This is a genomic window from Streptomyces sp. YPW6, assembly GCF_018866325.1.
In the GTDB taxonomy this organism is placed as follows: domain Bacteria; phylum Actinomycetota; class Actinomycetes; order Streptomycetales; family Streptomycetaceae; genus Streptomyces.
In genome coordinates, this window is sequence record NZ_CP076457.1 from 607,365 (window position 1) to 623,390 (window position 16,026).

At 71.3% G+C, this 16,026-nt stretch carries 12 protein-coding genes, 1 tRNA gene and 1 pseudogene; 5 read left to right on the top strand and 9 right to left on the bottom strand.

Going from position 1 to position 16,026, the window contains the following annotated elements:
* Positions 1-27 precede the first annotated feature (27 nt).
* The 6 genes and pseudogenes from KME66_RS02720 to KME66_RS02745 form a co-directional block, all read right to left on the bottom strand.
* Entirely contained in the window at positions 28-756 is a 729-nt protein-coding gene (locus tag KME66_RS02720; protein ID WP_216318509.1) for a hypothetical protein, read from the bottom strand.
* An 18-nt stretch (positions 757-774) separates the two neighbouring features.
* On the bottom strand, positions 775-1,863 hold the full coding sequence (locus tag KME66_RS02725) for a hypothetical protein (RefSeq protein ID WP_216318512.1): 1,089 nt from the start codon (positions 1,861-1,863) through the stop codon (positions 775-777).
* 266 nt (positions 1,864-2,129) lie between these two features.
* On the bottom strand, positions 2,130-3,200 hold the full coding sequence (locus tag KME66_RS02730; RefSeq protein WP_253208217.1) for a hypothetical protein: 1,071 nt from the start codon (positions 3,198-3,200) through the stop codon (positions 2,130-2,132).
* Between the two features lie 254 nt (positions 3,201-3,454).
* A pseudogene (locus KME66_RS02735) lies at positions 3,455-3,568 on the bottom strand (IS5/IS1182 family transposase); the annotation flags it as partial.
* 177 nt (positions 3,569-3,745) lie between these two features.
* A tRNA-Pro gene (locus KME66_RS02740) sits at positions 3,746-3,819 on the bottom strand.
* Positions 3,820-3,869: 50 nt separating this feature from the next.
* Positions 3,870-6,521: an AAA family ATPase gene (locus KME66_RS02745; protein WP_073223812.1), complete on the bottom strand. Its 2,652-nt coding sequence runs from the start codon at positions 6,519-6,521 to the stop codon at positions 3,870-3,872.
* A gap of 111 nt (positions 6,522-6,632) precedes the next feature.
* Between KME66_RS02745 and KME66_RS02750 the strand changes: the two genes are divergently transcribed.
* From KME66_RS02750 to KME66_RS02765, 4 genes are all read left to right on the top strand, one after another.
* Positions 6,633-7,112 carry a DUF309 domain-containing protein gene (locus KME66_RS02750; protein ID WP_216318518.1) on the top strand — a complete coding sequence of 160 codons (480 nt, stop codon included), beginning with the start codon at positions 6,633-6,635 and terminating at the stop codon, positions 7,110-7,112.
* Positions 7,113-7,218: 106 nt separating this feature from the next.
* The gene (locus tag KME66_RS02755) at positions 7,219-7,752 is read left to right on the top strand and encodes a hypothetical protein (RefSeq protein ID WP_216318521.1); all 534 of its coding nucleotides are present in this window, start codon (positions 7,219-7,221) and stop codon (positions 7,750-7,752) included.
* 83 nt (positions 7,753-7,835) lie between these two features.
* Positions 7,836-9,902 (top strand): DUF2264 domain-containing protein, encoded by a 2,067-nt coding sequence (locus tag KME66_RS02760; protein ID WP_216318524.1) that lies wholly within the window; start codon positions 7,836-7,838, stop codon positions 9,900-9,902.
* Positions 9,903-10,159: 257 nt separating this feature from the next.
* Positions 10,160-11,047, top strand: coding sequence for a DUF2510 domain-containing protein (locus tag KME66_RS02765; RefSeq protein WP_216329045.1), 888 nt, complete (start codon positions 10,160-10,162; stop codon positions 11,045-11,047).
* Positions 11,048-11,128: 81 nt separating this feature from the next.
* Here the strand turns inward: KME66_RS02765 and KME66_RS02770 are convergent, their stop codons facing one another.
* From KME66_RS02770 to KME66_RS02780, 3 genes are all read right to left on the bottom strand, one after another.
* Positions 11,129-13,195, bottom strand: a complete 2,067-nt coding sequence (locus KME66_RS02770) for a phosphocholine-specific phospholipase C (protein ID WP_216318528.1) — start codon at positions 13,193-13,195, stop codon at positions 11,129-11,131.
* Positions 13,196-13,342: 147 nt separating this feature from the next.
* Positions 13,343-13,849 (bottom strand): GNAT family N-acetyltransferase, encoded by a 507-nt coding sequence (locus KME66_RS02775; RefSeq protein WP_216318531.1) that lies wholly within the window; start codon positions 13,847-13,849, stop codon positions 13,343-13,345.
* Between the two features lie 31 nt (positions 13,850-13,880).
* Positions 13,881-14,555 carry an alpha/beta hydrolase gene (locus KME66_RS02780; protein ID WP_216318533.1) on the bottom strand — a complete coding sequence of 225 codons (675 nt, stop codon included), beginning with the start codon at positions 14,553-14,555 and terminating at the stop codon, positions 13,881-13,883.
* A 265-nt stretch (positions 14,556-14,820) separates the two neighbouring features.
* Here KME66_RS02780 and KME66_RS02785 point away from each other — a divergent pair, with 265 nt between their 5' ends.
* The gene (locus tag KME66_RS02785; RefSeq protein ID WP_216318535.1) at positions 14,821-15,972 is read left to right on the top strand and encodes a hypothetical protein; all 1,152 of its coding nucleotides are present in this window, start codon (positions 14,821-14,823) and stop codon (positions 15,970-15,972) included.
* Positions 15,973-16,026: the final 54 nt, after the last annotated feature.

The window sequence follows — 16,026 nt, forward strand, 5'->3', positions numbered from 1 at the left end:
CGCCGTCTTCGCACACCACCGGCCGGCTCAGACGTCGGTCGCCGTGGGGAGCGGGATCTGCGCATCGCTCTTGCCGACCACGGTGAGCTGGTGCAGCTCGACGAAGTACAGCTTCCACAGCCAGTAGACGTGGTTGAGGTGCTCCATCACCTTCTGCTCGTCCGCGTCCGAGGTGACCAGGGTGGACAGCACCCGCCACACGAAGTCGTCGTGGTCGTCGTCCAGGTCGGTGTTGACGTGCGCACGTGCCCCCTTGACGTTCTCTTCGCCCAGGACGCTGCCGAGGTTCTCCAGCCAGTCCGGTTGAGTGCGGGTGGTGACGTACTCGACGAAGTACACGCTGGTGATCAGCGCGAGGGGACTGTCCTCGAACTCCATGCCGTACTGGAGGTACCCGGTGAGCAGTTTGGTGGAGAGCAGCGGTTCGGTGGAATAGATCTGGTCCTTCGTGACCCCGACCTTGGCGAGGTCCGCGGCGAAGAGCCGGTCGTGCAGCATCTCGTCGTCGGTGTAGTGGGCCCACGCCTTGGCCTGCACGGGGTCGACCTTGGTGAAGTACTTGATGGCGAGCGCGTCCACTGTCCGCTTGCGGCGCAGCCGCAGGATCGTCTCGATGTTGTGGCGCTTGTAGTAGTCGAGGTTGAGCTCGGAGGCGTTCTTCTGGTGCTGCGCGTAGGGCACCGTCTCGTAGAAGTCCTTGATGAACGTGTCCAGGACCGCGTCGACCTTGGTGCGCAGTTCGGAGTGGATCGTCATGGTGCTTCCTCCTTGGGGTTAGTGACAGCCGCAGCCCGCGCTGGAGATGCGCTGCATCCGTCCCCGGCGTACCGCCTTGCGCGCGCCGAGCACAGCTGTTCCGTCCGATGTCACCAGCGAGCTGCGGGGGCACAGGAAGGCCAGGGCGAAGCGCGTCGTCGGGGTGACTCCCAGCCCGAGGTTGATGACGCCGCCGGTCGCGCCGTACACCTCGTTGGGGCCGCAGTTCGCCGGGATGATCTCCGTGCCGGTGTTGATCCCGAAGCCGAGCTCCCAGATGACGCGGTAGCGCGGGTCGTCGGTGAGCAGCTTCTCCAGCTCCTCTGCCGCCGGGGCCGCAGCTGCCGTCTGCGGGGTGACACCGTCGATGAGTCCCCCGCTGACATGCAGCGTCACGGCGTTGGCGACGAGAGGCGAAAGCGCGTCGAACAGCCGCTGCTGGTCGCCGCAGTCGGCCGGGTCCTCGCCACGGTGGACGATGGGCCAGCCGCGCAGGGTGAGGTCGCCGTTCAGGCCGACGAGCCGGGCGTCCGCCTCGAACGCGGTGATGTCAGCGGCGGTGACGCTGAGCTTGCCTGCCGGGAAGATCTGCTGGTCGCCCGGTTCCATGACGCCGGCCTGCTGGTTCCAGACGACGTCGCCCGCGGTGTGGTCGAACTCGGCTTCGGTGCCGGAGGCGTCGTCGACAACGGTCACCCGGTCGCTGTCGCCGACCAGGTCGAAGAAGTCCTCGGCTGTGCGGGTCTGAAGGGCGGCGTCGGTGCGAGCGGCGGTGCGAAGGAAGTACCCGACGTGCTCGTCGGTCAGCGGTGTCGAACCGGCGGGCAGGACGGCGAGCTTGCGCGCACCCAGCTCTCCCTCGGTCGGCGATGTGAGGAACCGGCCGGGACAGACGGCGAGGACATGCGCGTCCTCGGGTGTGCCGGCGGCGATGAGCTCGCCGATGCTGGTCGCGGGCGGGAGTGTCAGCCGCAGAACGCGGGAGCATCCGTCGCCCGGCGACAGGGAGAAGGACTCACCGTACTGATCGCTCGTGATCAGATAGAACTTCTCGGCCGGATCACCGAACTGACCGAAGTCGCTAGTCACGAATTCCAGCGGTTCCACGGGGAATCTCCCTCATGCATATCTGTCGGGTCTCTGCCGAACCTCTGCGCTTTCCCGAGGGGATTCCGGGAAGGTCGTCCGCAGAAGTTTCCGGGGACGCTGAGAACCCCGCGGCGGGGCATGATGAATGCCCCGCCGCGGGTCGGTACTCAGCCCAGGAGCGTGCCCAGGTAGTTGCGGTTCTTCTGCACCTTGATCTTCTTCATGACGAGTCACCTCCTGTCCGTATGGGTTTTCGTTCACCCCGCGTGCGCCGCCGTTCTCCGCTAGGAAGCAGAGACGACCCGCTCGACAGTGGGGCGGTCAGGATGGCCGATCACGGATACGCCGCTCGTGATCAGCACACGGGTGTCCGGCACGATGATGTCGAGGTGGTACTGGGTGTACGGAGTGAGGCCGAGGCCGTAGTGCAAACAGCCCTCCGTTCCTCCGTACACCTCGTTCATGGCGTGGTTGCCGGGCAGTATGTCGTGCGAGGTATTGAGGGCGTGACCGATCTCCCACACGATGCGGTAGCGGGAGTCCACAGCGAACATCTGCTCCAGCATCGCCACCGCCGGGGCTGCTCCAGGATCCAGCGCCTCCAGCCGCGTGATCCTGCCCTCCTCGACGAAGGCCTTGATCGCGTTGTCGCGCATCGCCCAGAGCTGGGAGTGGATGCGGGCCTGGTCGGTACGGGAGAACGACGGGGTACCGCTGTGCAGGATCGGGTAGCCGCGGAGCGTGATCGTCCCTTCCAGTGGCAGCTTCAGCGCCTCGTCGAACTCCCTGATCTCGACCGGCAGCACGCTGATCTCGCCGGAAGGCACGATCTGCTGGTCTCCCCAGTCCAGGGGGCCTGCCTGCTGGTTCCAGACGAGCCCGTCCCGCAGGTGGTCGAGGGTGGCGCGGGTGCCGTGCTTCGGGTCCGCGTAGATGAGGTGCTCGGAGTCCTCGGCAAGCTCGAAGAACGTGTCGCAGAAAGCCGCTTGCTCGGCGGCGGAGGTGCGCTCCATCACCTTGAGGAAGTGCCGGATGTCAGCGAGGGTGGTGGGCGTCGAGTTGCACGCCATCCCCATGATCTTCCGCTGGCCGACGATGTCGGGATCCGGTGATTCGAAAAACCTGTGGGGTGAGACGACCAGCACATGGGCCGGTTCCGGAATTCGCTTCTCCAGGATTTCTGTGAAATCGTCCCCGCTGTCCATCGTCATGGTGATGAACTCGCGGTAGGAGGCCGTCTCCACGACTTCGATCCTGTCGACCAGCTCGGAATTCGTGATCAGGCAGAAGCTACTTCCCGTGGCTTCGCCGAACTGGCTGAATCTGCCGGGATCAACGGATATGAGTTCGGACATGATCACTCCTGCCATGGCCTCTACGATTTCCCTCTCCGTGGGAAGTACTCTGTCCGAACGGGCCAGGCAGCGCTATAGGACGATGGTCCCTGGGCCGATGGTCGCAGCCCTCTTGCGGGAAACTGAGACGGGCGGGCACCGCATGGACGGCTTCGGCATTGCCGTCGGCGCGATGGACCATCCAGATTTCGAGGCCCTCTTGCGGAGGCCGGGGTAGGGGCCGTGGGCGCCGCGCACGGACGGCGAGGCGATGCCGGCCTCAATCCGGTGGTCAGCCACGGGCCGGCGCCCTGGCGGGCGGGATCGGCCATGAGGGGAACGCCCTGGCGCTCGCAGATCCGGATGATCCGGTGGGTGCGGGCGGCGCTCCCGGCCCGCTTCGGCGCGCTGCGCACACCACGCGCGCGGCCGGGCACCGTCGTCGCGACCCGTTGACACAGGCAAGGACGTCGGATCTCCGGTTGGTCCCCGACCGGTCCCCCAAAGGATGAGGGGCCGGTCTCGGATTTCTCCGACACCGGCCCCTGATCTGCGACTGTCTCCAGTCGGGACGACAGGATTTGAACCTGCGACCCCTTGACCCCCAGTCAAGTGCGCTACCAAGCTGCGCCACGTCCCGCTGCGTTTCCTCCCGGTCGCTCCGGGTGGCCGCGCAGGACAAACATTACCTCACTCCGAGGACCGTATCGACGCGCGTGCCTGCTGGGCGCGGGCGGCCAGCCCTTCGGCCCCACAGGCCATGGCCTGCTTCTGGGCTCGGGCCAGCTCCCGGTGCGATCCGATGGCGATGCCGTACTCGACCCGGGCGAGGGCGTGCTCGTAGGCGGAGGAGGACTTCTCCAGGTGTCCCACGGCCTCGGCGAGCAGCTGAGCGGAGCGCTCCGGAGGTGCGAAGAGGGCGACGCAGCGCAGGGCTTCGCCGAGAGCGGTGGGTGTGCCGAAGCGTTCGGCGTGGACCCGGTTCCGGGCGGCGAGGTGTGCCGCGCGGGCCGGGTCGTCCTCGGCCAGGGCGCGTGCCAGGTCGCCGGCCCAGGGAGCCCAGATGCCGTTGAAGCGTTCGCGCGGCTCCAGTGCGGCGCCCGCCGCTTCGAGCTCGGCGATCGCCTCCTTCTTGCGGCCCTCGGCCAGCAGCAGGCGGCCCCGCACGCACGGCCCGTCGGGCAGCACCATGGCGCTGGGGTAGGGCGGGCCGAAGTGGTAGCGGTCGGCGATCCTGCGGGCCTCGTCGGTGCGGCCGCGGGCCAGCAGGGTGTCGATGAGCAGGCAGGCAGCGTCCCAGTGGACGGGCAGTCCGGAGCCGACACGGTCGGCGAGGCGGAGTCCTTCGCGCAGGAAGCCCTCGGCCTCGGCGAGGCGGCCGCGACGCCGGTGGACCATGCCGAGCAGGGTGTGGGCGAACGCCAGGTGCGCGCCGCTCCAGCCGGAGATCTCGAAGGCCCGGACCGCCTCGCCGAAGAGGCTCTCGGCGCGGTCCAGCTGATCGACGAAGGTGTAGGTGATGCCGACCATGGTGGGCAGTTCGAAGCCCCACTCGGAATCGGTCCAGCCGAGGCCCCGGGCGGGGCTGCCGTCGATCAGGGCGCGCTCGCAGAGGTCGACGATGAGCTGGGCGTTCTCACCGCGCAGCATGGCGTCGAAGGCCCGGAGGGTGAGCAGCGCCCGCTCCGCGTTGTCGCGGCCCTTGAGGTGGTCGGCGTTGCGGGTGAGCCGCCGGGAGCGGGCCGGTCCGTCGTCCTCGGCGGCCTGCATGCCCTCCCACATGAAGTGCGCCGCCTGCAGACGCATCAGTCCGGGGCCGGGCGCGGTACGCGCGGCTTCGGCGGCCAACGACAGCGCCGCGTCCTTGAGCTGGTTGTTGTGGGCGAGCGCGGCGGCCAGCCGGAAGGTGGCGTCGACGCGCAGCCCGTCGTCGAGCCCCGGCATGTCGAGGGCGGCCCGCAGGTGCTGGACCGTGGTGGGCGGGGAGCTCAGCAGCGTGGCGCACCCCAGCTCGTAGAGGAGGACAGCCCGGTCCTTGGGGCGGGGCGGCTCCTCCAGGGCCCGTTCCAGGCAGCGTCGGGCCGCTTCGGGCGCACCGACGGCGAGATGCTGGCCGGCGGCTTCCCGTAGCTGCGCGACCAGTTCCTGGTCGTCGTCCGGGTGGACTTCCAGCAGGTGCCGGGAGGCCGCGGCGGCGCCGAGGCCGGCACGGGTGATCGCCCAGGCGGCGCGCCCGTGCATGGCGGTGCGGGTGGCCGGCGGGATCGAGCGGTAGACGGCGCTCGCGATCAGCGGGTGGACGAACTCCAGCGGGTCGAAGCCGCTGACGATACGGGCGTCGCGCAGCCGGGCCGTGCAGTCGGCGGCCTCCGCCGAGCTCATTCCGGCGAGGGTGGCGGCCAGTTCCTGGGAGATGTCGGTGCCGAGGACGGCTGCGGCCCAGGCGAACCGGTTCGCGTTCGTGCCGAGCCGCTCCAGCCGGGCGACGAGCCCGCTGCCCCGCGCGGACGCGCCGAGTTCGCGCAGTTCGCCGGCGGATTCCTCCACGGGCGGCAGTTCGCGGTCCTGGACCTTGGCGACCAGCTCGACCGCCTCGTACGGATTGCCTCCGGTGACGGCCCACACCTCGCGGCAGAACGGGTCGTCGGCGTGCTCGCCGAGGCCCGCGCGGACCAGTACGGCGGTGGCGTCCGGGGTCAGGGCCCGCAGGGCGACCCGGGTCACCGTGCCCTGGCTGCCGCCGCGTTCGGCCTCGCGGTCGGCGATGTAGTTGGCGTCGCGTTCGGCCAGCTCCTGCGGGCGGTGGGCCTGCACCACCAGGACGGGCAGTTCACCGAGGCGGGCGGTGAACGAGGCCAGCCAGGCGAGGGATTCGCCGTCCGCCCAGTGGGCGTCGTCCACGATGAGGAGCAAGGGGCGGTGGCTGAGCCGGGAGGCGAGACGGCCGACGACGAAGTCCAGGCCGTCGCGCACACCCTGCGGATCGGGCTGCGGGCCGCTCGGCTCGGCGAGACCCAGGGCCGGGGCGGTGATCTCGAACCAGTCGCCGAACAGGGCCCGGGTCTCGTCGGGCGGGAACCGGTCGAGGGCGGGCTGCAGCAACTGCCGTACGACATGGAACGGTACGGAGGTGACGGTCTCGCCTCCCCGGGCGGACCACACGGTGCAGCGGTCGGCGGCCATCGCCTGGATCTCGGCGAGCAGCGCGGTCTTGCCGAGTCCCGCCTCTCCGCTGAACACCAGGAGCCCGCCGACGGCCTGCGCCCCGCACAGGGCGTCCACCGCCTCGGCAGCGGCGGCGAGTTCCGGTTCACGCTCGTACAACGGCCGGGACGGCTTCATGCCCACCCTTCCCCACAGAGGCAGTCTTCTCGATGGTCGAGCCTAGTCGTGCGCGGGTGCTCGTCGACAGAGTTCACGCGATTCCCCGCAGGTGCGGGGCACAATCGAGTAGTGAACGAGATGCGCAGGGACCGTGATGCCGAGGGACGGGCGCGCAACGCGCGCCCCCGCGACGGACTGGGCCGCCCCCTGCCGTACGGGGCGCCCGGCGTCGAGCGGCAGCCGGAGGGGGTCGTCCGCACGCCAGCGGAGACGCTGAGGGAGGCGCAGCGGCTGCTGGACGCGGGGATGCCGTTCCACGCGCACGAGGTCTTCGAGGACGCCTGGAAGTCGGGGCCGGAGGACGAACGCGAGCTGTGGCGGGGACTGGCCCAGCTCGCGGTGGGGCTGACCCATTCCGCGCGGGGCAACACCGCGGGCGGGGCGCGGCTGCTGCGCCGGGGCGCGGGGGCGCTCGCCCCGTTCGCCGGGGCCGGCCCGTACGGGATCACGGTGGCGGCGCTGTCCGGCTGGGCGCGGGAGTTGGCGGTCCGGGTGGAGTCGGGCACGACGGTGGACGCGGCGGCCGAGGCGCCCCGCCTGCGGGGGTAGTCCGACGGCCGGCGCGGGGGCCGGGAGCAGCTCCGGCGCCGGCCGGGCGGCCGGAAGATCCGGGTCCGCGAACCGGGGGTCCGGACAGCAACTACGATCCGGCTCCATGAGCACTTCCGATCAGGGTCAGGACCAGGACCAGCGCCGGGACGCCCCCGTTCCCATAGCCGGCACCGACACCGCCGTGGAGTCCGGAGCCCAGGGTGAGGCGGGGACCGTGGATGCGGACGGGGAGGGCGACAGACTCGACGCACCGGACGGGGAGGGCGTCGGTCTCGACGCACCGGACGGCCAGGACGGGGAGGGCGACGCACTCGACGCACCGGACGGCCAGGGTGGGAAGGACGACGACGGACCCGAAGCACCGGACGGCCAGGACGGAAAGAGACTCACGCCGCGCCAGGCCCGGCGTCTGCGGATCGTGCTCTCCGCGCTGGGCATGGCCGCGATGGCGGTCGTCCTCGCGCTGCGCATCGCGAGCCGGTCGTCGGTGCTCGTCGTGGGTGTCTACGGGCTCGCGCTCATCCTGTGCGGCGTGATGATCGAGCTGAGCAGGATGGGCCGCACCCGGCTGGCCAGCTGGCTGCTGGGAGCGGGACTGCTGGCCGCGGTGGGAGCGGACTGGCTCCTGCTTCCCTGATCTCGACCCTGATCATGTGATCGCTCGTGCACGCTCATGATCGGTTCATTGACCCTCCTTGACCGGTCGATCAGGATGCACGCATGAACGCCTCAGCTGGTGACCTCTTCGGACTGCCTCCGGAGGACCGCGCGTCGAGCCCGTACACCGGATACACCCGCGCGCACTGGGAGGCGGCCGCCGACGGCATGCTGGACGCCGCCTGGAAGTGGGCCACGCCGCACGGCGCACGGCTCGACCTCCCCGGGCCCCCGTCGCACGCGGGGGTCCGGTCCGACGGCCTGGAGGGGTACGCGCGCACGTTCCTGGCGGCCGGGTTCCGGGTCGCGGGGGCGGGCGGAAAGGATCCGAACGGTCTGCTGGAGCGGTACGCGGCCGGGCTCGACGCCGGTACGCGGACGCCGGGCCGGGACGACGCGGAGTCCTGGCCGCTGATCCTCGACCACCATGTGCAGGGACAGCCGATGGTGGAGTCCGCGTCCGTGGCACTCGGCCTGCGCCTCACCCGGCCCTGGCTGTGGGACCGGCTGGCATCCGGCGTACAGGACCGTGCGGAGCGGTGGCTGCGGGGCGCCCTGCGGCATGTTCCGTCGGGCAACAACTGGTACCTCTTCCCGTACACCGTCGCCGGGTTCCTGGAGTCGGTGGGCCGGGGCGACGCGGAGACAGCGCGGGCCCGGGAGCGTGCGTCGGAGCTGCTGGACCACTGGTACCGGGGCGACGGCTGGTACGCCGACGGGGACGGGCGCGCCTTCGACCACTACAACGGCTGGGCGTTGCACCTGTATCCGCTGCTGGACGCCCATCTCTCGGGAGACGAGGAGGAGTCGGGGCGCCACGGGGCGCGGCTGCGCGAGCATCTGGACAGCTTCTCGCTGATGTTCGGGGGCGACGGGGCCCCGCTGTACTTCGGGCGCTCGCTGACCTACCGGTTCGCGGCGGGTGCGGCGGTGGGTCTGGGCGCGGTGACGGGGCACACGCCGCTCGCCCCGGGGGTCTCCCGGCGCCTGGTCAGCGGGTCGCTGCGGTACTTCCTGGAGCGGGGCGCGATCGGGCACGACGGGCTGCTGAGCCTCGGCTGGCACGGTCCGCACGCGGCGACGCTGCAGACCTACTCCGGCCCCGCGTCCCCCTATTGGGCGTCGAAGGCCTTCGTGACGCTCCTGGCCCCCGCCGGGCACCCGTTGTGGACGTCGCCGGAGGAGGCGGCTCCCAGTGAGGGTCCCGACCGGGTGCTGTCCGTTCCGGCGACGGGCCTTCTGGTGCAGTCGACGGGGGCGGACGGCGTGGTGCGGCTGCACAACCACGGCAGCGACCATGTCCGCCCGGACGAGGGCGAGTCGGCTGCCGACGAGGACCCGCACTACGCGCGCCTCGCGTACTCCACCGTGACCGGGCCGACCTCGGCGGGGAACACGGCGGACAACCATCTGTCGGTGACGGTGGGCGGGGCGCGCAGTGCCCGGCGGCGTATCCGTCCGCTGGGGTGCGGACACGGCGACGGCTGGGGCTGGGCGGCCTCCTGGCATCTGCCGGTGTTCCCGGCGGGCCCGTCCACCGTCCCGGGGCTGCGGGTGGAGAGTGTGACCGTGGTGCGGGGCCGCCACGAACTGCGGGCGCACCGGGTGCTGGGTGCGCCGGACGGGGCGCGGGCCGAACTGACGGGCTGGGCGACCGCCCCGGACGGCCCGGTGCGTTCAGTGCTGCGGGAACTGCACGGATGGGAGGCACCCGAGGAGGTACGGGCCCCGCAGGGCACGGCGTTCGCGCGCTGGGCGACCGTGCCCCGGCTCGGCGCCGAGGTGACCGGAACGGCGGTTCTGGTTGCCCTCGCCTCGCTGACCGCCGGCCCGGAGGCCGCCCCGCCGGACGAGGCCGTGGGCGGCTCGGCGGACCCGGGTGGCGCGTCCAGCGGCGCGGTGGACGGTGCCGGGACGTCCGGCGGCTCGGTGGACAGGGGCAGCGCGTCCAGCGGCTCGGTGGACAGGGACAGCGCGTCCAGCGGCTCGGTGGACAGGGACAGCGCGTCCGGCAGCGCGGTGGACCGGGTGGCGGTGGACGGTGACACGGTCAGCGTGCGGTGGTCGCAGGACGGGGCGTGGACGCGTATCGCCTTCGGCGGGGACACGGTGACGGTCGAGCACGGCTAGGCCCCTTCCCGCCCTCCTCGTGCCTCCGCGCGGTGCACCGCCGCCACGGGGTTCCGGGCCGCGGACGCCCGCGCGACCAGCAGTCGCGGGCCGTGGACGTCCTCCTCGGCCACCACTTGGTGCCGGACCGACGACACCCACGCGAGCACCCGGTCCCGTACCGTCGACACCCTCGCCCCCGATGCGCCCCGAGCCGGCGCACCCGGTCGGTTCATCAGATTCTCACCCGACCCGCATAAGGTGCCCCCGTGACCCAGATGACCCCGCCCGGCTGGCATCCAGACCCCGGGCACTCAGGCAAAGGCCCCGCTCAGGAACGCTGGTGGGACGGAGCGCAGTGGACCGGCCATGTCCGCGCGTCGCCCGAAGCGGTACGCCGTCGCGGCATCCGCATCGGCGTCGGCGTGACGGTCGGCGCGGTGGTGCTCGCCGCCATCGGGGGCGGCATGTACCTGCTGGGCGAGGACCGTGGCAGCGCCCGGCCGGACACCGCGGCCTCCTCGCCGTCGGCCGCCCCCGACCTGCCGGGCGCACCCGACGGCGGTAAGGGGAGCGACGGGGAGAACGGCGAGGGCCAGGGGCCGGGGCAGAAGCTCCCGCCGACCGAGCCGGGTTTCGCCACGGACCTGGCCGCCGGGATCAGCATGCCGGTGCCCGAGGGGTGGAAGGGAACGTCCGGAGCGGTCGGCGCCGGCCTGACGACGGGTGAGCACGCGTGCCCCGGCGACACCTCCGAGACCTGTGTGCGCGGCGGCGTGTTCTCGGCCCCGGCGGCCGCCGTGAAGCTGACCGCGGGGACCCCCGAGGAGGCGGCGAAGAAGGACATCAGCGCCAACGCGAAGGAGTCCTACGGCGGCAAGAGCTACGGGAAGATCACCTCGCACGAGGAGCTGAGGTCCGAGGCCGTCACGGTGGCGGGCGGCAAAGGGTACGTCGTGCGCTGGAAGGTGGTGACGCAGAAGGGCGACGACGGCTACGTGGAGTCCCTGGTGTTCCCCTCCCCCGTCTCCAAGAACATGCTCGTCGTGGTCCGGTCCGGGTTCGACATCAATGAGGACGCGCCGAAACTGTCCGTTCTGGACGAGATCACGGGCGGGATCAAGGCCGCGTCCGTCGGCGAAGGAGGCAACGGCGGCGAGGTCTGACCCGCGCGCTGCGCACAGGGGCGGGGCCCGGGCCAGTGGTCCGGGCCCCGCCCCTGTGCGCGCTGCCCGCCGGCCTTGGCCTCAGCCGGTGATCGTGGCGGGGTCGCTCACCCCGGCGGCCCCCGTTTCGACGTGGCCGGCGAACCGGCGCAGGAATCCGGAATCACCCTCGGAGGTGACGGACACGTCGTACCAGCGCTTGCCCTCCCGCAGGTCGATCGTGCGCGACACCGTGGCGCCGGGCCGGAGCGTCACCGTCTGCTCCGCTCCCCCGTAGGCGGCCGCGTTGGCGAGCGTGAGCCGGACCTCGGTGTCGCCGGGGTTGGTGAGGGTCAGGTCGAGGTTGCCGCTCCCGTCGTTGTGCCGGACGGTGACCTCCGGGCCGGCGGTCGAACCCGGGCTCCGATACGTACGGAGGAAACCGGCCGGACCGTGGACGGTGAGGTCGTGGGCGCCCCCGGAGTACGCCGAGTTCCAGGAGTCGGCGAGCGTCCTGCCCGCCTCGACGGTGTACGTCCACGGGACGTCGGTCCGGTTGCCGGAGGTGACGTAGAACTGCGCACCGGCCGCCGTACCGGGGCTGAAGGTGAGCGTGATCTTTCCGGTGCCCGGGTCGACGGCTCCGTCCACGTACGGGGCGTACGGAAGCGGCCGGGTGGGCCGGCTGCCCGCTTCCTGCTTCGGCATCGAGCCGACGGCGGGCGGGGTGGGCCGGTAGTCCGGGTGCCGTTCGCGGTCCGGCGGCTCGTAGGCGGCGGTGTCCGGCAGGTCGCCGGGGGCCGGCTCGGTCCGGGCGAAGTCGAAGGCGGAGGTCAGATCGCCGCAGACGGCACGCCGCCACGGTGAGATGTTCGGCTCGCGCACGCCGAAGCGCTCCTCCATGAACCGGAGCACCGAGGTGTGGTCGAACGTCTCGGAGCAGACGTAACCTCCGGTGCTCCAGGGTGAGACGACCAGCATCGGAACGCGCGGCCCGAGGCCGTAGACGCCAGGGCCGTACGAGGAGCCGCCCGCATACACCTCGGTGGAGGTGTCGGCCGTGGACAGGCCCTCGCTCGCGGAGACCGGCGGGTAGGGCGGCACGACGTGGTCGAAGAATCCGTCGTTCTCGTCGTAGGTGATGAACAGGGCGGTGCGGCTCCACACCTCGGGGTCGGACGTCAGCGCGTCCAGGAGCCGGGCGATGTACCAGGCACCGTAGTTCGAGGGGAAGTTGGAGTGCTCGGTGAAGGCTTCCGGGGCGGCGACCCAGGAGATCCGGGGCAGCGTGCCGTTGCGCACGTCGGCGGCGATCCCGTCGAAGTAGTCGTCGCCGGCGGACACGTTCGTACCGGTACGCGCCTTGTCGTAGAGCGGGTTACCGGGCTTGGCCTTGCGGTACTTGTCGAAGTACAGCAGCGAGTTGTCGCCGTAGTTGCCCCGGTAGGCGTCGTCGATCCAGCCCCAGCCGCCGGGGCCGTCCAGACCGTCGCCGATGTCCTGGTAGATCTTCCAGGAGATCCCGGCCTTCTCCAGCCGCTCGGGGTACGTGGTCCAGCGGTATCCCCGCTCCTCGTTGCCGAGGACGGGCCCGCCGCCGGTGCCGTCGTTGCCGGTGTGCCCGGACCAGAGGTAGTAGCGGTTGGGGTCGGTGGCCCCGATGAACGAGCAGTGGTAGGCGTCGCAGACGGTGAAGCGGTCGGCCAGCGCGTAGTGGAAGGGGATGTCCTCCCGGGTCAGATAGGCCATGGTCGTCGGCGTCTTGGCCGGGATCCAGCGGTCGTAGCGCCCGTCGTTGTACGCCTGGTGGCCGCCCGCCCAGTCGTGGTTGAGCCCCTGGAGGAACTGCATGCCCAGGTCGTCGGCGGTCGGGTGGAACGGCAGGGTCTCCTTGCCCGCCGCGTCGGCCTGATGCCACACGGACTTTCCGCTGGGCAGCGTCACGGGCCGCGGGTCGCCGAACCCCCGCACGCCGTTCAGCGCGCCGAAGTAGTGGTCGAAGGAACGGTTCTCCTGCATCAGGACGACGATGTGCTCGACATCCTCGATCGTCCCGGAGCCTCGGTGGGCGGGGATGGCCGCGGCGCGGTCGATGCTGCCGGACAGCGCGGTGAATCCCGCCGTCGCACCGGCTATCTGGAAGAAGCGGCGCCGATTCAGATCTGCCATGAGTGAGGGGCCTCTGGGAATGTGGGGAACGGATGGAATCGTGGGGAACAGAAGCGAACAGGATGCTCCAGGAGAATCAAACAGAACGGAAGGGCTCGTGACACATCGGTGAACGACGGCGGTACGCCCGGCACGCGTGAGACCGGGTCACGGCAACGAGCGTGTGAGCCAGGCCACTTCGCCGTTCTCCTCCACGGAGACGCGATCCCTCGCGAATCCGAGCTTCTCCAGCACCCGGAGCGAGGGCGCGTTCCCTGTGCCGACGGTCGACCAGAGCCGCGTGCGCCCGGTGGCCGCGGCGGCTTCGAGTACGGCGCCGGCCGCCTCGGTGGCGTATCCGCGCCCGTGCGCATGTCGGAACAGCTCGTACGCGATCTCGGGCTCCTCCAGGGTGGTGCGGCCGATGATCAGCCCGCAGTAGCCGATGAAGTCGCCTTCCGCGCGCCGCTGGACGGGCAGCAGAGCGATCCCGGTGGTCTCCGTCGCCGTGAGGAACTCCGCGATGGATGTCCGGATGCGATCCTCCGGAGGTCTTCCGTTGCCGCGTTCGGCGAGGAGGTCGCAGAACGCGGCGGCGTCGGACGGGGCCCACGGCCGGAGTATCAGGCGCTCGGTCGTGAGGTGGAACGGCATGGTCGCGTACGTGGCGGGCATGGGTCCACTCTGACCGATGGGCTCGTCACGCCTACGACCGGTGCCCCGGTACGAGCAACTCCCGCAGGAGTGAGACGAGGAGAGCGGGCCGCCCCACGAACGGGGAGTGGCCCGTCGCCCACTCGCGCACCTCGGTGCAGCGCGAGCCCATCGTCCGCTGCAGGGCGGGGTCGACGGCCCGGTCCTGTGCGCAGACGACGTAGGTGGAGGGGGTGTCCTTCCAGCTGTGGTGCGCCGGAACTCCCCGCCCGCAGCCGGAGGCCTGGGGACGCAAAAGGCCGACCGCCCGGCCCGCGAGCGGGCCGGGGCAGTCGTGGTGCAGGACGTCGGCGGCACGATCGGGACGCAGGCTGGTCGATCCGTCGGGCTCGGGCCTGATCGCGTCCCGGAGTTCCGCGGACGCCCCGCCGAGAGCGGCCGCGCTCTCCCCGGCGTCCGGGACGAAGGACGCCAGATGGACCAGATGCCGCGCTCCGCGTACTCCGGTGATCACGGACCCGCCGTAGGAGTGTCCGAGCAGCAGGGGAGGTTCCTCCAGCGAGTCGACGGCGGCCTGGACCGCCTCGGTGTCGGCAGCCAGCGAACCGCGGTGGAGCTCGGGGGCGACGGCTCCGAGCCCCGAGGCCCGGAGGCGGTGCGCGACCGCGTCGAAATGCTCGGGGCGGTGGTACAGGCCGTGCACGAGCACGACGGTCGGCCCTTTCATCCGCGTCCTCCGGTCGGTTGTCGACTGGTCGCTCTTCTCGGCCGGCCACCGTCAGTATCCCTCGCCACGGGCATCACGATCGCGCGCCCGGCTCGCCGACGCGTGCGCGGCCGCCCGACGGTGAACGCCACCGGCGACGAGCGGGCGTCAGGGCGGCGCGGGGCACGCGGTCCGCGCCCCGCATCGAGCCGTTCGCCCCTCGACAAGCCGTGCCTGAATGCTGAACTTGCCTCCATCCGGCGGGCAAGAACGCTAGACATGTGCCATGCCTGCCGAAGCTCGCTCACGCCCTCTGATCGCCGTCGTCGGCAGCGTCGACACGGCCAGGACCTTCACCCCTCCCCTGCGCGATGCCGCGTCGGCGCCTGAGGCCGCCCGGCTCCTGGGTGCGGAGTTGTACCGGGCGGGCTGCGACATCGCCGTCTTCTCCAGCAAGCCGACCTACGTCGAGGCGGACGTGGTGCGGGGGTACGCGGAGGCCGGCACCGCGGGAGCGCCGGGCACCGTCTTCGCCTACCCGCCGCGTCACAGGTCCGTCGACTTCGCACTGCCACCGGAGAGCTGCGTCACGGTACGGACGGTGCGGGACACCAGTGGCGAGTGGGAGCTGTCGTACTACCGGACCCTGCTCAGCGCCGACGGCGTCCTGCTGATGGGCGGCGGGCAGTCGACCCGGATCGCCGGAATCATCGCCATGTCCCAGCAGGTGCCGGTACTGCCGGTCGCGGCGTTCGGCGGCGGAGCGGGGCAGGTGTGGGTCAATCTCGACAAGATCCGCAACGGCGTCGAAGACTCCGCCATAGCCCTCATGGGCGACGACTGGCGGCCGGACGCGGCGCCGCGGCTGATCGCCTCCCTCCTCGAACAGCGCGAGCACAAGCGGGCCGCGGAGGATGCGGCGCGCAGTACGCGCCGTCAGGCCGCCTGGCGAGCCAACGCCGGCCTGGTGATATCCGTCCTGTGCATCGCGGCGTCCGTCGCCGCGATCGTGTTCGCCCCTCCCTCCGGACCGGCGGACGCCCGGAGCCTGTCATCGCTGCTGCTCGCCCCGCTGATCGCGGCGGTCGGCGGGGCGCTGATCCGGCACTCGTTCGAGACCGACTCCGGCTCGCTCCGGGCCTCGGTGCGCGGGCTGGGCGCCGGTCTGGTGTCGGTCCTGCTGTACTGCGCCTCGCAGTTGCTGACGGTTCCGGCGCTGCTCGACGACCTGGATGTGCGTCGCCTGCTGTTCTTCACGGTTCCGCTCGGCTTCAGTGCGGGGTTCACCTTCGACCTTGTTTTCGAGCGCCTGCGTTCAGGAGCGGGCCCGGCCGCCCCCGCGGCCGTCGACCCTCTGGCCGGAGCAGCGGCCACCTCGGCGACGGACGGGGGGAATCCACCGCCGACCGACCCCGTTCCGGCCCGGCAGACCACTTAGGTACGCCTATCCTCGCGGACGACGGGGTATCCAGTCAGCAGCGGAAAAGACGGC

What these genes read in the sequence shown, in the direction of transcription:
- KME66_RS02720 (WP_216318509.1), bottom strand. Translation starts at nt 756, where the DNA reads ATGACGATCCACTCCGAACTGCGCACCAAGGTCGACGCGGTCCTGGAC.
- KME66_RS02730 (WP_253208217.1), bottom strand. Translation starts at nt 3,200, where the DNA reads ATGTCCGAACTCATATCCGTTGATCCCGGCAGATTCAGCCAGTTCGGC.
- KME66_RS02745 (WP_073223812.1), bottom strand. Translation starts at nt 6,521, where the DNA reads ATGAAGCCGTCCCGGCCGTTGTACGAGCGTGAACCGGAACTCGCCGCC.
- KME66_RS02755 (WP_216318521.1), top strand. Translation starts at nt 7,219, where the DNA reads ATGAGCACTTCCGATCAGGGTCAGGACCAGGACCAGCGCCGGGACGCC.
- KME66_RS02760 (WP_216318524.1), top strand. Translation starts at nt 7,836, where the DNA reads ATGAACGCCTCAGCTGGTGACCTCTTCGGACTGCCTCCGGAGGACCGC.
- KME66_RS02765 (WP_216329045.1), top strand. Translation starts at nt 10,160, where the DNA reads ATGACCCCGCCCGGCTGGCATCCAGACCCCGGGCACTCAGGCAAAGGC.
- KME66_RS02770 (WP_216318528.1), bottom strand. Translation starts at nt 13,195, where the DNA reads ATGGCAGATCTGAATCGGCGCCGCTTCTTCCAGATAGCCGGTGCGACG.
- KME66_RS02775 (WP_216318531.1), bottom strand. Translation starts at nt 13,849, where the DNA reads ATGCCCGCCACGTACGCGACCATGCCGTTCCACCTCACGACCGAGCGC.
- KME66_RS02780 (WP_216318533.1), bottom strand. Translation starts at nt 14,555, where the DNA reads ATGAAAGGGCCGACCGTCGTGCTCGTGCACGGCCTGTACCACCGCCCC.
- KME66_RS02785 (WP_216318535.1), top strand. Translation starts at nt 14,821, where the DNA reads ATGCCTGCCGAAGCTCGCTCACGCCCTCTGATCGCCGTCGTCGGCAGC.